This window comes from Pseudomonas syringae (assembly GCF_021606685.1).
In the GTDB taxonomy this organism is placed as follows: Bacteria; Pseudomonadota; Gammaproteobacteria; order Pseudomonadales; family Pseudomonadaceae; genus Aquipseudomonas; species Aquipseudomonas syringae_R.
Genome location: NZ_WKCB01000010.1, coordinates 73,973 through 87,305, shown reverse-complemented (window position 1 = coordinate 87,305; position 13,333 = coordinate 73,973). Strand labels below are relative to the sequence as shown.

10 protein-coding genes and 1 pseudogene are annotated in these 13,333 nt (G+C 62.0%); 6 read left to right on the top strand and 5 right to left on the bottom strand.

What is annotated here, in order from left to right:
• Window positions 1-11: 11 nt before the first annotated feature.
• The gene (locus GIW02_RS06630) at window positions 12-1,118 is read left to right on the top strand and encodes an efflux RND transporter periplasmic adaptor subunit (RefSeq protein ID WP_236415510.1); all 1,107 of its coding nucleotides are present in this window, start codon (window positions 12-14) and stop codon (window positions 1,116-1,118) included.
• An 18-nt stretch (window positions 1,119-1,136) separates the two neighbouring features.
• Window positions 1,137-4,280, top strand: a complete 3,144-nt coding sequence (locus GIW02_RS06625; RefSeq protein WP_236415508.1) for a CusA/CzcA family heavy metal efflux RND transporter — start codon at window positions 1,137-1,139, stop codon at window positions 4,278-4,280.
• Between the two features lie 33 nt (window positions 4,281-4,313).
• Here the strand turns inward: GIW02_RS06625 and GIW02_RS06620 are convergent, their stop codons facing one another.
• The 3 genes from GIW02_RS06620 to GIW02_RS06610 form a co-directional block, all read right to left on the bottom strand.
• Complete coding sequence (locus GIW02_RS06620; RefSeq protein WP_236415490.1) at window positions 4,314-5,699, bottom strand: heavy metal sensor histidine kinase; 1,386 nt, start codon at window positions 5,697-5,699, stop codon at window positions 4,314-4,316.
• Entirely contained in the window at window positions 5,696-6,370 is a 675-nt protein-coding gene (locus tag GIW02_RS06615) for a heavy metal response regulator transcription factor (protein ID WP_236415488.1), read from the bottom strand. The genes GIW02_RS06620 and GIW02_RS06615 overlap by 4 nt, the downstream gene beginning before the upstream one ends.
• A 335-nt stretch (window positions 6,371-6,705) precedes the next feature.
• Complete coding sequence (locus GIW02_RS06610) at window positions 6,706-8,025, bottom strand: OprD family porin (RefSeq protein WP_236415486.1); 1,320 nt, start codon at window positions 8,023-8,025, stop codon at window positions 6,706-6,708.
• Window positions 8,026-8,251: 226 nt separating this feature from the next.
• On the opposite strand from GIW02_RS06610, the gene GIW02_RS06605 reads away from it, so the two are divergent.
• The 3 genes and pseudogenes from GIW02_RS06605 to GIW02_RS27200 all read left to right on the top strand — a co-directional run bounded on the left by GIW02_RS06605 (window position 8,252) and on the right by GIW02_RS27200 (window position 10,007).
• Window positions 8,252-8,584: a DUF2790 domain-containing protein gene (locus GIW02_RS06605; protein WP_236415469.1), complete on the top strand. Its 333-nt coding sequence runs from the start codon at window positions 8,252-8,254 to the stop codon at window positions 8,582-8,584.
• A gap of 106 nt (window positions 8,585-8,690) precedes the next feature.
• A pseudogene (locus GIW02_RS27205) lies at window positions 8,691-9,467 on the top strand (PAS domain-containing protein); the annotation flags it as partial.
• A 108-nt stretch (window positions 9,468-9,575) separates the two neighbouring features.
• Window positions 9,576-10,007 (top strand): methyl-accepting chemotaxis protein, encoded by a 432-nt coding sequence (locus GIW02_RS27200; protein ID WP_456362084.1) that lies wholly within the window; start codon window positions 9,576-9,578, stop codon window positions 10,005-10,007.
• A 79-nt stretch (window positions 10,008-10,086) separates the two neighbouring features.
• Here GIW02_RS27200 and GIW02_RS06595 read toward each other — a convergent pair whose 3' ends face one another.
• Window positions 10,087-10,971, bottom strand: a complete 885-nt coding sequence (locus GIW02_RS06595; RefSeq protein WP_236415458.1) for a LysR family transcriptional regulator — start codon at window positions 10,969-10,971, stop codon at window positions 10,087-10,089.
• Window positions 10,972-11,093: 122 nt separating this feature from the next.
• Between GIW02_RS06595 and GIW02_RS06590 the strand changes: the two genes are divergently transcribed.
• On the top strand, window positions 11,094-12,431 hold the full coding sequence (locus GIW02_RS06590) for an MFS transporter (RefSeq protein ID WP_236421802.1): 1,338 nt from the start codon (window positions 11,094-11,096) through the stop codon (window positions 12,429-12,431).
• On the opposite strand, the gene GIW02_RS06585 is transcribed toward GIW02_RS06590, so the two are convergent.
• Window positions 12,408-13,229 carry an AraC family transcriptional regulator gene (locus GIW02_RS06585; protein WP_236418726.1) on the bottom strand — a complete coding sequence of 274 codons (822 nt, stop codon included), beginning with the start codon at window positions 13,227-13,229 and terminating at the stop codon, window positions 12,408-12,410. The two genes, GIW02_RS06590 and GIW02_RS06585, sit on opposite strands and share 24 nt — an antisense overlap.
• Window positions 13,230-13,333: the final 104 nt, after the last annotated feature.

Below are 13,333 nucleotides of genomic sequence, written 5' to 3'. Positions count from 1 at the left end.
TGGAGTCCCTTATGAACACACGATACGGCGTGGCGCTTGCCGTCGCCCTGGGCCTGATGCTGCCCGGCTTGGCGGGCGCTGATGAAGAAGAAGGCGTGATCGAACTGACCGAACAGCAGGTCCAGGCGGCCGGCATTCAACTGGCCCCGGCCCAGCCGCGCGCCATCAGCACCTTGCTGACCCTGCCAGGCGAGGTGCGCTTCGATGAGGACCGTACCTCGCACATCGTCCCGCGCGTGGCGGGAGTGGTGGAGGCGGTGAAGGTCAATCTCGGCCAGGCAGTGAAAAAAGGCGAGGTGCTGGCGGTAATCGCCAGCCAGCAGATTTCCGACCAGCGCAGCGAGCTGGCGGCCAGCCAGCGCCGGGTCGAACTGGCGCGCACCACCTTTGCACGCGAACGTCAGCTGTGGGAGGAGGAGATCTCCGCCGAGCAGGATTACCTGCTGGCGCGCCAGACCTTGCAGGAAGCTGAAATTGCCCTGAACAACGCTCGCCAGAAGATGAGCGCCCTCAGTGGCAGCGCGGTATTGGTCGGGGGGAATCGTTACGAACTGCGTGCGCCATTCGACGGCGTGGTGGTGGAAAAACACCTGGCCCTGGGTGAGGTCGTCAGCGAAACCAGCAACGCCTTCACCCTCTCGGACCTGTCCCAGGTGTGGGTCACCTTTGGTGTGTTTCCCAAGGACTTGAGCAAGGTTCGGGTCGGTAAACCGGTGACGGTCAGCTCCGCCGAAATGGGCACGCACGTGCGCGGCACCGTGGCCTACGTCGGCAACCTATTGGGCGAGCAGACGCGCACCGCGACTGTCCGCGTGACGGTACCCAACCCCGACGACGCCTGGCGTCCCGGGCTGTTTGTCAGCGTGCAACTGGCCACCGATACCTATCAAGCCAAGGTTGCCGTACCCCAAGAGGCGATACAGACCGTCGAGGATAAACCTTCGGTCTTTGTGCGCACACCGGAAGGGTTTATCACCCGCCACCTCGAGCTGGGGGTGAGTGAAGACGGCTACGTCGAAGTGCGCCAGGGCCTCGAAGCCGGGGCACAGGTGGCGACGGTCGGCAGCTTCATCCTCAAGTCCGAACTGGGCAAAGGCTCCGCCGAGCACGCCCATTGATCCTGCGAGTGATTCCCCATGTTTGAGCGCCTTATCCAATTCGCCATCGAGCAGCGCATTATCGTGCTGCTGGCGGTGCTGTTGATGGCCGGTGTCGGCATCGCCAGCTATCAGAAACTGCCCATCGACGCAGTGCCTGACATCACCAATGTGCAGGTGCAGATCAACTCGTCGGCAGCCGGTTTTTCGCCGCTGGAAACCGAGCAGCGCATCACCTTTCCGATCGAAACTGCCATGGCGGGTTTGCCGGGCATGCAGCAGACACGTTCACTGTCGCGTTCGGGCTTGTCCCAGGTCACGGTGATCTTCAAGGACGGCACCGACCTGTTCTTCGCCCGCCAACTGGTCAATGAGCGCCTGCAAGTGGCGCGTGACCAATTGCCCGTCGGCATCGACACGCAGATGGGGCCGATTTCCACCGGCCTGGGGGAGATTTTCCTGTGGACCGTGGAGGCCCAAGAGGGCGCACTCAAGGACGACGGCACGGCCTATACGCCGACGGACCTGCGGGTGATCCAGGACTGGATCATCAAGCCGCAACTGCGCAACGTGCCCGGCGTGGCCGAGATCAACACCATCGGCGGCTTCGCCAAGGAATACCAGATAGCCCCGGACCCCAAGCGCCTGGCGGCCTACAAGCTGACCTTAGGGGATCTGGTCACAGCGCTGGAACGCAATAATGCCAACGTCGGCGCGGGTTATATCGAACGCAGCGGCGAACAGTTGCTGATCCGCGCGCCGGGGCAAGTGGCGTCGATTGAAGACATCGCCAACATCGTGATCACCACCGCGGGTGGCACGCCGATCCGTGTGAGCAATGTGGCCGAGGTCGAAATCGGCCGTGAGCTGCGCACCGGTGCCGCCACCGAAAACGGCCGTGAAGTGGTGCTGGGCACGGTGTTCATGCTGATTGGCGAAAACAGCCGAACCGTGTCCCAGGCGGTGGCGCAAAGACTCGAAACCATTAACCGTTCGCTGCCCAAGGGCGTGGTAGCGGTCACCGTTTATGACCGCACCAACCTGGTCGAAAAAGCCATCGCCACCGTCAAGAAAAACCTCTTTGAAGGGGCACTGCTGGTGGTCGCGGTGTTGTTCCTGTTTTTGGGCAATATCCGCGCGGCGCTGATCACCGCGATGGTGATCCCGCTGGCGATGCTGTTCACCTTTACCGGGATGTTCACCAACCGGGTCAGTGCCAACCTGATGAGCCTCGGCGCGCTGGATTTCGGCATCATTGTCGACGGTGCGGTGGTCATCGTCGAAAACGCCATTCGCCGTCTGGCCCATGCGCAGCAGCGCCATGGCCGCCTGCTCACGCGCAGCGAGCGCCTGCATGAAGTATTCGCCGCCGCCAAGGAAGCGCGCCGTGCGTTGATCTTCGGGCAACTGATCATCATGGTGGTGTACCTGCCGATTTTCGCCCTCACCGGGGTGGCCGGGAAGATGTTCCACCCCATGGCCTTCACCGTGGTGATCGCCTTGCTGGGCGCGATGATTCTGTCGGTGACCTTCGTGCCGGCGGCGATTGCGCTGTTCGTCACCGGCAAGGTCAAGGAAGACGAGAACCTGGTGATGCGCACCGCACGCCGGGCCTATGCACCGGTGCTGGATTGGGTGATGGCGCGCCGACCGCTGGTGTTCGGTTTGGCGCTGCTGACCATCCTCGGTTCGGGCGTGGTGGCCAGCCGTATGGGCAGCGAATTTATCCCCAGCCTCAGTGAAGGTGACTTTGCCCAGCAAGCCTTGCGCGTACCCGGCACCAGCCTCACGCAATCGGTGCAGATGCAGCAGCAGTTGGAAAAAACCTTGATGGCCCAAGTGCCGGAAATCGAGCGGGTATTTGCGCGCACCGGCACCGCGGAAATCGCCTCCGACCCGATGCCGCCGAATATTTCCGACAGCTATGTGATGCTCAAGCCCAAGGAGCAGTGGCCGGATCCTGAGAAACCCCGCGAAACGCTGATCGCCGATATCCAGCGCGCCAGTGCGATCGTGCCGGGCAGCGCGTATGAACTGTCGCAACCGATCCAGCTGCGTTTCAACGAGCTGATTTCCGGCGTGCGCAGCGATGTGGCGGTGAAGGTGTTTGGCGATGATATGGCGGTGCTCAACAGCACCGCCGGGGAAATCGCCGAGACCCTGGAAAAGCTCGAGGGCGCCTCGGAAGTCAAGGTAGAGCAAACCTCCGGCCTGCCGGTGCTGACCATCAATATCGACCGTGACAAGGCGGCGCGGTTTGGCCTGAATGTCGGCGATGTGCAGGACACCATCGCCGTGGCGGTCGGTGGGCGCCAGGCCGGTACGTTGTACGAAGGTGACCGCCGTTTCGACATGGTCGTGCGGCTGTCCGACGCGCTACGTACCGATATCGATGGCTTGTCGCGGCTGTTGATTCCGGTGCCGGCGCTGGCCGGGAATGCCGAGGGGCAATTGGGGTTTATTGCGTTGTCCCAGGTCGCCAGCCTGGACCTGGTACTCGGCCCTAACCAGATCAGCCGCGAGAACGGCAAGCGTCTGGTAATCGTCAGTGCCAATGTGCGTGGGCGCGACATCGGTTCGTTTGTGGCCGAGGCCCAAGCCGCGATTACCGCCCAGGTCACCGTCCCGGCAGGTTACTGGACCACCTGGGGCGGCCAGTTCGAGCAGTTGCAGGAAGCGTCCGAGCGTTTGCGCATTGTGGTGCCGGTCGCCTTGCTGCTGGTGTTTGGCTTGCTGTTCATGATGTTCAACAACCTCAAGGACGGGCTGCTGGTGTTTACCGGGATTCCGTTCGCGTTGACCGGTGGGATCATGGCCTTGTGGCTGCGCGATATTCCGCTGTCGATCTCGGCGGGTGTGGGCTTTATCGCCTTGTCTGGCGTGGCGGTGCTCAACGGCCTGGTGATGATCGCGTTCATCCGCAACCTGCGTGAGGAGGGGCGCCCACTGGCGGTGGCGATCAACGAAGGTGCGCTGACCCGGCTGCGCCCGGTGTTGATGACCGCACTGGTGGCCTCCCTCGGGTTTATTCCCATGGCCCTGGCCACCGGCACCGGCGCCGAAGTGCAGCGCCCGTTGGCGACGGTGGTGATCGGCGGGATTATTTCCTCTACGTTACTGACGTTGCTGGTGTTGCCGGCGTTGTACCAGTGGGCGCATCGCAAAGAAGAGCAAAGCACCTGACATCGGCAGGCAAGGCGAGACGCTTTTTTGTGGTCAGGGAAGGGGGAACGCCAGGCTGAAGCGCGTCAAGCGCCCGGGCTGGCTGCTCACGTCGGCATGCCCCTGATGCAGATGCATGATCGACTGCACGATGGCCAGCCCCAGGCCGGTGCCGCCTTCGGAGCGGGTACGGCTGCTGTCGGCGCGGTAGAAACGTTCGAACAGGTGTGGCAAGTGGTGGGCTTCGATACCACGGCCAGGGTTGCCGACCGACAGCGACACGCAGTGGTCGTAGGTTTCCACCAGCAGCCACACATTGGAGCCCTCCGGTGTGTGGCGGATGGCGTTGGACAATAAGTTGGAAATGGCGCGCTGGATCATCAGGCGATCACCGGCCACCCACGCATCGCCGCGCAGGCTGAGGCTCACGTGTTTGTCTTCGGCGCTCAAAGCGAACAGCTCCATCACCCGCAGCGCTTCCTCGCCCAGCGATACGGGGCCAAAGCCGGCCCGCGCCGCCGGGTGGCTGACCTGCGCGAGAAACAGCATGTCGGAGACGATGCGCGACAGGCGCTCCATCTCCTCGGTGCAGGATTCGAGGCCCGCCTTGTACGCCTCCGAGGGGCGCTCGCGGGACAACGTTACCTGGGCCTTGCCCATCAGGTTGGTCAAGGGCGCGCGCAGTTCGTGGGCCAGGTCGTCGGAGAACTGCGACAGTTGCTGCACCCCCGCGTCCAGGCGATGCAGCATGAAATTAATGCCCTCAGCCAACTCGCCCAGCTCCTTGGGCAGGTTGTCCAGCGACAGGCGATGGGTCAGGTCCTGCGTGCTGACCTTGGCCGCCACGCGGCTGAATTGCTGCAGCGGCGCCAGCCCGCGTTGCACCAGCCACCAGGCGCCCATGCCGATCAGGATCAGCAACATCGGCAAGGCGATCACCGTGGAACGCAAGTAGGCACTGAGCAAGGCCTCGTCATCGGAGCGGTTCAGCGACAGCAGCACGCGCACGTTTTCGCCGCTGTGCAAGGGCAGCAGGCGCGTGGCGCTGAGGATACGGTCGCCAGCCCCGTCGACCCAGTTCAGATACGCCAGCGTGTTGCTCGCCGGCACATCCAGTAACAGCGGCTGCTGGGGCCTGGCACCGACGCTGAGCAGCACGGGCGCGTCGGGTGATGTGCCGATGATGGTCAGGTAGATATTGTCGTGGCCCATCACCAGGTCCAGCAGCGAGTGGGGGCGGGCGGTGATGTCGTTGGGGTTGAGGCCTTGGGAGAGGCTGTGTTGCAGCTGTTCCAGCTTGTTTTCCAGGCCCTTGCGCGCGAGGTTTTCCAGCTCGTGGGTCAGGGCCAGGTAGGCCAGGGTGGCCAACAGCACGACCAGGCCGGCGCCCATCAGGCTGACGGTCAGGCCCAGGCGCATCGACAGGCTGCTGGTTCTCATTGACGCGCCTCCAGCACATAACCGACGCCGCGAATGGTATGGATCAGCTTGACCTCGCTCTGGTCATCGACCTTGCCGCGCAGACGGCTGATGGAGACTTCCACCACGTTGGTGTCGCAGTCAAAGTTCATGTCCCACACCAGCGAAATGATCTGTGTGCGGGTCATTACTTCGCCGGACTGGCGCATCAATACCTGCAGCAGGGCGAATTCCTTGGTGGTCAGGTCGATGCGCCGGCTGCCGCGATAGGCGCGATGGCGGCGTGGGTCGAGCTCCAGGTCCGAGACTCGCAGCACGTCCGGCAGCGGAATATGTTCACTGCGCCGCAGCAAGGTGCGCACACGCGCCAGCAGTTCGGGGAATTCGAAGGGCTTGACCAGGTAATCGTCGGCGCCCATGTCCAGGCCCTTGATCTTGTCGGCGAGCCGGCCACGCGCAGTCAGCATCATCACGCGCTGGTTGCCGTCGCGGCGCAGTTGCTCCAGCACTTCCCAACCGTCGGTGTTGGGCAGGTTCACGTCGAGGATCACCAGTTCATACGTGTGCTGCCTGGCCAGGTGCAGGCCATCGACACCGCTGGCAGCGCAATCGACGACGTAGCCACTTTCGGTCAGGCCTTGCTGCAAGTAGTCGGCGGTTTTCTGCTCGTCCTCAACCACAAGGATACGCATAGGGAATTACCTTCAAGGGAAACGAAACGGGCATGACCTCATAGAGGCATTAAGTAGGCTTTAGGACTTTTCTGGGCGTTGGACTCTGAACGCTGGAGTAGCTTCAGGGTCAAGCCGGGTGCGGCGATTTGCCGCTGAACCCGCGCTTAAAAAAAACGCCCCATGCGGGGCGTAAAAATCATCTCTGTTCCAAAGGAGCTTCACAAAAGCTGCAGAGATGAGGTGTATTCGACACGCAGTATAAAAGTGCAACTTAACGTGAACGTGAGGCCAATATTACAGTTCTGAAAGATGTGAACAGGTGAAGTGCATCGGCACGTGAATGTATGTGCGACTTAAAGAATCGCCAGTGGGTATTCGACAATCACTCGCACTTCTTCGAGGTCCGATTCAAATGAACTTGAGCGCACCGTCGCCTGGCGCAGTCGCACTGACAAATCTTTCAAGTTGCCGCCCTGCACAACATATTTAGCCTCGATATCGCGCTCCCAGCGACGTTGGTCGGTGAGTGGGTTGCCGGCGGCATCGCGGCGCATATACACCGCATTCGCGTTGCTGTAGTCGGCACCGCTGCCTTGGCCGTAGCGGGCCATGAAGGACAGGCCGGGAATGCCGAATGGCTGCATGTCCAGGTCGTAGCGCAGCATCCATGAGCGCTCCTTGGGGGAGTTGAAGTCGCTGTACTGGATCGAGTTGTTGAGGAAGATCGAGTCCGACTGGCGCAAGTAGTCGAAGTCGTCATTGCCGTTGTTGCGCTGATGCGATACGGCCAGGCTGTGGGCGCCAATCTTGACCCCGACCTTGGCGCTCCAGATGGTGTTGTCGAGTTCACCGAGCAGCTGTTTGCCTTCATCCACTGCCTTGTAATAGTTGACGTCGCCGAACAACGAGACGTCATCGCTCAGTGGGTAGGTTGCGGCACTGCCGACGTAGTACTGGTCCCAGGCGTCCTTCAAACGGCTGTTGTAGAGGCTGACGCTCAGGTATGGGTTGACGGCGTACTCACCGCCGAAATAGCCGACCCAGGGCGAGTCGACCTTGCCGGCATAGAACGTCGCAAAGCCTTTGTTCATCCCGCTCTGCGTGGGTTGGCTCATGCCGCTCAGGCGTCCGCCCTGCAGCGTCAGGCCTTCAAGGCTGTTGTTCTGCAGCGTGACGCCGCGAAAACTTTGCGGCAATAAACGCGAGTCGCCTGCGGCCACGACGGGGGTGGCCGGGAACACGTCGCCGGCCTTGATCACCGTGTCCAGCACGCGCATTTTTGCGGCGCCGCCGAACTTGCTGTAGCCGCTTTCGGGATGGTTATCGCTGTCCACCGGCAGCACGTCGAATGAGCCCTTGGCGCCGCTGCGGCCGGTGCCAGAGTCGAGTTTCAGGCCATACATGGCAAATGCATCCAGGCCGAACCCGACGCTGCCCTGGGTAAAGCCCGATTCGAACTTACCAATCAAGCCCTGCGCCCAGGCTTCGGAATAGCCATTGCCGGTGGGGCTGGACTGGCCCTTGCGGTCATCGCGGTTAAAGTAAAAATTGCGCATCAGCAGGTTCATGCTGCTGCCTTCGATGAACCCCTCGGGCTCGTCCTCCACGGCCACGGCTGCCAGGGGCAGTGCGGCAAACAGGTAAAAGGGAAGGGTGTAGTAAGCAATGTTCATGATTCGCTCCTCGCTAGTGGCAGTTATCAGCTTCTTATAGAGGTGGGCGTTTTTATTGATTTGGCCCGGGCTGATAGTTGCAAGTAGCGAATAACGGCAACATGTCGCGAACATTACAATTCTGGAAACTCGCCGTTACCTAACAAATAAGTAATTTTCTGGTGAAGTTGGCGTCAGGGTCGCCTGGTTAGTCTTGTCACTGAACTTTTCAGTCGAGGAACCCTTTATGAACTTCCCTAAAATCGCCCTGGGTGTATTCACCGCAGTCCTGTCATTCAGTGCGTTCGCAGATATTGATCGCACTCGCAACTTTGCCCTGATGATGGAGCGCAATGAGCAAGCCATGGCCGCTTACGCGATGAAAAAAGGCAAGCCGGCGCCCCTCGTGCAGACCTATCGTTATGGCATGAAGCTGGACATTGCCAAGGTCGTGAACGTGACGCCACCGATCAAATCGTGCAACCCAGTGCCCTCGCGGATGACCTATGAGGACTCCAGCGGCACGCTCAATACTGTGGAATATCAAGTGATGGGCGTATGCCGAAACAACGGCAACTAATGGATCCAAAAAAACATTCAGGCACGGCACTCAAGTGCTCTTCAGAAAATGCCGACAGCGCCGATTAAGGTCAGATCTCAACGCTCCCAATGACCATCGGTGCCCCATGTTTAACACCCGTTTGAAGCAGGAGCTGTCGGCTCTTCGCGAAGAATTGTCCAGCTTGCAACAGGTTAAGGAGAGCCTGGAGAGTGAAATGTTGTGCCTGACGCTGGACGCCGAAGGTCGGGTTGAATGGGCTAACGCCAACTTCCTGCAGGAACTGGCCTATCAGAGCGGTCAGTTGCTGGGACGCGCCATTGATGACCTGGTGCCGGCCCACGTGCGCAAGGACGAGTTCCAGCAGCGTTTCAAGAATGCCCTGGTGCGCGGTGAACATTTCGCCGGCACCGTGCGCCTGATGCGTGGCAATGGCGAGGAAGCGTGGCTGCGCTCGATCGTGCAACCGGTGCGCAGTTCTGACGGGCGCATCCGGCATTTTTCGATTTACTCCAGCGACCTCACCCGCACGATCGAGGCCTCCCGCGAGCATGAAAACCTGATCACCGCGCTGGTGCGTTCCACCGCCGTGATCGAGTTCGACCTCGGCGGGCACGTGCTGACGGCCAACGACCGCTTCCTCGGTGGCATGGGTTACAGCCTGGCGCAGATCCAGGGTAAACATCACCGCATGTTCTGCGCACCGGAGGAGTACAACAGCGCCGAATACCAAAACTTCTGGAAACGTTTGAATGCCGGTGAGTTTGTTGCGGCGCGCTTCAAACGGGTCGACAGCCACGGCCGTACGGTGTGGCTGGAAGCCACTTACAACCCGGTGATGGATGCCAATGATCAGCTGTACAAAGTGGTCAAGTTCGCCACGGTGATCACCGACCAGGTCAACCAGGAACAAGCGGTCGCAGAGGCGGCGAACATTGCCTACAGCACCTCGTTGCACACCGACAGCAGCGCCCAGCGCGGCACCGCCGTGGTCACCCAGGCCGTGGACGTGATGCGCGACCTGGCCACGCACATGCAGCAGGCTGGCGAAGGCATCGAGGCACTGAACGCCCAGTCCCAAGTGATCGGCAGCATCGTCAAGACCATCAGCGGTATTGCCGAGCAGACCAACCTGCTGGCGCTCAACGCGGCCATCGAAGCGGCGCGCGCCGGTGAACAGGGCCGGGGCTTTGCGGTGGTGGCCGATGAGGTGCGCCAATTGGCGTCTCGCACCAGCAAAGCCACCGAGGAAATTGTCGGTGTGGTGCGTCAGAACCAGGACATGGCGCGCGATGCCGTCGCCCTGATGACCGACGGCCGCCTGCAAGCCGAACACGGCCTGGCCCTGGCGGCGGAAGCTGGCACAGTGATTGTGGAAATCCAGGACGGCGCACAGAAGGTGGTCAGCGCGGTCGGGCAATTCGCCAACCAACTGTCGAGCTGACGCAGGAACCACGGCAACCCGCAGACCTGCCGGCGTTTCCGGCGCATCGGCCAGCCCACTGATGGGCGTCAGCTAAGCCTTACCAGCGTGCGTTTGCCAGTGCCTCGGCAAACGCCACCAGCTTGGGTGAATACTGCCGCGACGGCGGGTAGACCAACGAGATCCGCCGACTGCGCCCGGCAAACGCTTCGAGCACCGGCACCAGGCGCCCGGCGGCGAGGTCGTCGCGCACGGCAAAATCCATCACCTGAGCGATGCCGAACCCTCCCACGGCGGCATCCACCATCCCATCGCCGATATCGAAGATCAGCCGCCCCTCGACGCTGACGTCCTGCACCCGGCCATCGCGCATGAATTGCCAATCCACCATGCGGCCGTTGCGCAGATTACGCACGGTAATGCAGTGATGGTCGCGGAGTTCTTCAATGCTGTGTGGCGTGCCGAAACGCGCGAGGTAGGCGGGGGCGGCGACTGTGACCCAGCGCAACGGTGACAGGGCTCGGGCGATCAGGCGTTGGTCGTGGATTTCGCCGGTGCGCAGCAGGGCGTCGAAGCCTTCGTCGACGATGTCCACGAGGCGGTCGGTCATCACCGCCTCGATGCGCAATTGCGGATAGCGCAAGGTCAGTTCACCAATCACCGGCATGACCACCTTGCGCCCGAACAGCGACGGCGTGCTGATTTTCAGCAGGCCGGTGGGGTGGCTGCTGCGGTCGAGCATCAGCTTTTCGGTTTCGGCCAGCTCGGCCAGCAATGGCGCGCTGCGCTCGTACAGCAGCTGCCCGTCGGGGGTAAGGCTGACGCTGCGGGTGTTGCGTTGCAGCAGGCGTACGCCCAGCTCGTTTTCCAGGCGTGAAATAGCCCGGGAAAGGCCCGACTGGGTCAGCCCCAGCTCACCGGCCGCGCGGGTAAAACTGCGGGCTTCGGCGACGCGAACCAATAGGCGGACAGCATTCAGATCCATGATTAATGTCATTACTGAAAGAGTGATCAGGCTATTTATCATCTGTTGAGCATGAAAGACACTGGCGGCCACTCATTTTCGGACAGGACGCTGTGATGTCTCCCTCTCGACCCTCTGGCTGGATGCTGGCGCTGCTGGCAACTGCGCAACTGATCATTGCCCTGGATGCGACCATTGTGTTTGTGGCCTTGCCGCAGATCGGCGCGCACCTGGGCTTCTCTGCCCAGCAACTGCAGTGGGTGGTCAGTGCCTACAGCGTGGCTTTTGGCGGCTTTCTGTTGCTGGGCGGCAGGGCCACGGACCTGCTCGGCAAGCGCCGTTTGTATCGGCTTGGCCAGTCGCTGTATGCGTTGGCGTCGCTGGCGGCCGTACTCGGCGGCAGCGCGATGCTGCTGGTGCTGGCGCGGGCGGTGCAAGGCGTGGGCGGCGCATTGTTGTTTCCGGCCACGCTGGCATTGATCAACACTCACTACGCCCAGGGGCCGGCGCGCAACCGCGCGTTTGCGGTGTGGAGCGCCGCATCGGCGGCGGGCCTGGCACTCGGCGCCTTGCTTGGCGGCGTGCTGACCCAGGCCTGGGGCTGGGAGGCGGTGTTTCTGGTGAACGTGCCGTTGGCGGGCGGTTGTGCCTGGGCGGCGCGTTACTGGATTCCCGCCGATGCGCCGCGTGCCCAGGGGCGCAGCTTCGATATCAGCGGAGCACTGACGGTGACGGTCGGCGCGACGTTGCTGGTGTTTACCCTGGTTCAAGGCCCGGAATGGGGCTGGGCGTCGCCATCGACCCTGGCTTGCCTGGCTTTGGCCGTGACACTGCTGGGGCTGTTCGCCTGGATCGAACACCGTGGTCGCGACCCCTTGATGCCCCTGCGTTTGTTGGCCTATCGCGAGTTGCGCATGGCCATGGTGCTGACGGCGGTGTTCATGAGCAGTTTTGGCGTGCAGTACTACTTTCTGGCGCTGTACTACCAGCAGGTCTACGGCTACAGCGTGTTGCAGGCGGGGTTGGCGTTCTTGCCCGCGACGCTGGTGTGTACGTTCGGGATCTGGCTGGCGGAACGCTCCCTGGCCCGGTTGGGGCTGCGCAACACGCTGGTCTGCGGGCAACTGGCGGGCGCGGTGGGCATTGCGCTGGTGTGCTGGGCATTGCCGACGGGCGTGGGGTTCTGGTCGTTGCTGCCGGGGATTTTTATCTTGAGCATCGGCCAGGGCATGACCTGGACCGCGATGTGGGTGGCGGCGGGCCTGGGCATCCGTCCGGGCGAGCAGGGCGTAGCGGCGGGGATGGCGTCCACCAGCCAGCAGATCGGTGGCGCGCTGGGGCTGGCGGTGCTGGTGTCGGTGGCCAATAGCGGCGGGATCGAGCTGGCGTTGTGGTGGAGCGCGGCGATTGCCCTGGCCGGTGCCGTGTTGGCGTTGCGCCTCAGGCAATCGGCGGGTTTACCGGTATTGGACGCGGCCTGACATCTTCACCCAACGCGACGGCGGCATGCCGTAGGTGCTGCGAAATTGTCGGGTCATGTGGCTCTGGTCGGTGAAACCGGCGGCCAGTGCCGTGTCCACCAGCGACATGCCTTGTGCCAGCAGCGTGCGCACCAGGTCGAGGCGGCGCATGGTGAGGTAGCGATAGGGGCTGGTGCCGAACAACACGCGAAAGTCCCGCGACAACGCCCAGCGGTCGCGGCCGCAATGGTCGGCCATTTCATCCAGGGTGATGCTGCGGCCCAGTGCGCTGTGGATAAATTCGCGGGCACGTTCAGCGGCGATGTAGTCAAAGGATTTTCGACTGATGATCGCGCCCGATGCCACGTTCAGCGCCTGGGCCAGGTCGTACAGCGCGTCCTGCTCCTGCATCGGATCAATCGGGCAGTCCAGGCTTTGCAGCAACACCTCGCTGGCGCGAAACAGTCGTGGATCGGACGACAACCCGTTGTGGATAAACGGCAGCGGCTTGCCGCCGAGAATCTGCTGGATCAGTGCCGGTTCCACATAAATCATGCGGTACTTGAAGCCTTCTACACTGCTGGCACGGCCGTCATGGCTTTCATCGGGATGAATCACCATGGTCGCACCGGGCATGCTGTGGGTCATGCAGCCCCGGTAGTGGTAACTCTGCACGCCAAACAGGGTGCGCCCGATGGCGTAGGTGTCATGGCGATGCGGGTCGAAGGCGTAGCCGGCAAAGTACGCCTCTATACGGTCCAGGCCGCTGGCGTGCGGGGCGCGGTGCAGCCAGTCGAGGGGGGAAATGGGGTGGCCCATGGTCGCTTGTCACACGTAGAGGTTGAAACACGTTAACCGAGTCTGCATTCCTTGTCTGCCGGGGTCTTGTACGATTGTGCAGGCCAGGGACGAGGCCTATGATC

Coding starts and splice junctions, on each gene's coding strand:
- GIW02_RS06630 (WP_236415510.1), top strand. CDS start 12: ATGAACACACGATACGGCGTGGCGCTTGCCGTCGCCCTGGGCCTGATG.
- GIW02_RS06625 (WP_236415508.1), top strand. CDS start 1,137: ATGTTTGAGCGCCTTATCCAATTCGCCATCGAGCAGCGCATTATCGTG.
- GIW02_RS06620 (WP_236415490.1), bottom strand. CDS start 5,699: ATGAGAACCAGCAGCCTGTCGATGCGCCTGGGCCTGACCGTCAGCCTG.
- GIW02_RS06615 (WP_236415488.1), bottom strand. CDS start 6,370: ATGCGTATCCTTGTGGTTGAGGACGAGCAGAAAACCGCCGACTACTTG.
- GIW02_RS06610 (WP_236415486.1), bottom strand. CDS start 8,025: ATGAACATTGCTTACTACACCCTTCCCTTTTACCTGTTTGCCGCACTG.
- GIW02_RS06605 (WP_236415469.1), top strand. CDS start 8,252: ATGAACTTCCCTAAAATCGCCCTGGGTGTATTCACCGCAGTCCTGTCA.
- GIW02_RS27200 (WP_456362084.1), top strand. CDS start 9,576: ATGCGCGACCTGGCCACGCACATGCAGCAGGCTGGCGAAGGCATCGAG.
- GIW02_RS06595 (WP_236415458.1), bottom strand. CDS start 10,971: ATGGATCTGAATGCTGTCCGCCTATTGGTTCGCGTCGCCGAAGCCCGC.
- GIW02_RS06590 (WP_236421802.1), top strand. CDS start 11,094: ATGCTGGCGCTGCTGGCAACTGCGCAACTGATCATTGCCCTGGATGCG.
- GIW02_RS06585 (WP_236418726.1), bottom strand. CDS start 13,229: ATGGGCCACCCCATTTCCCCCCTCGACTGGCTGCACCGCGCCCCGCAC.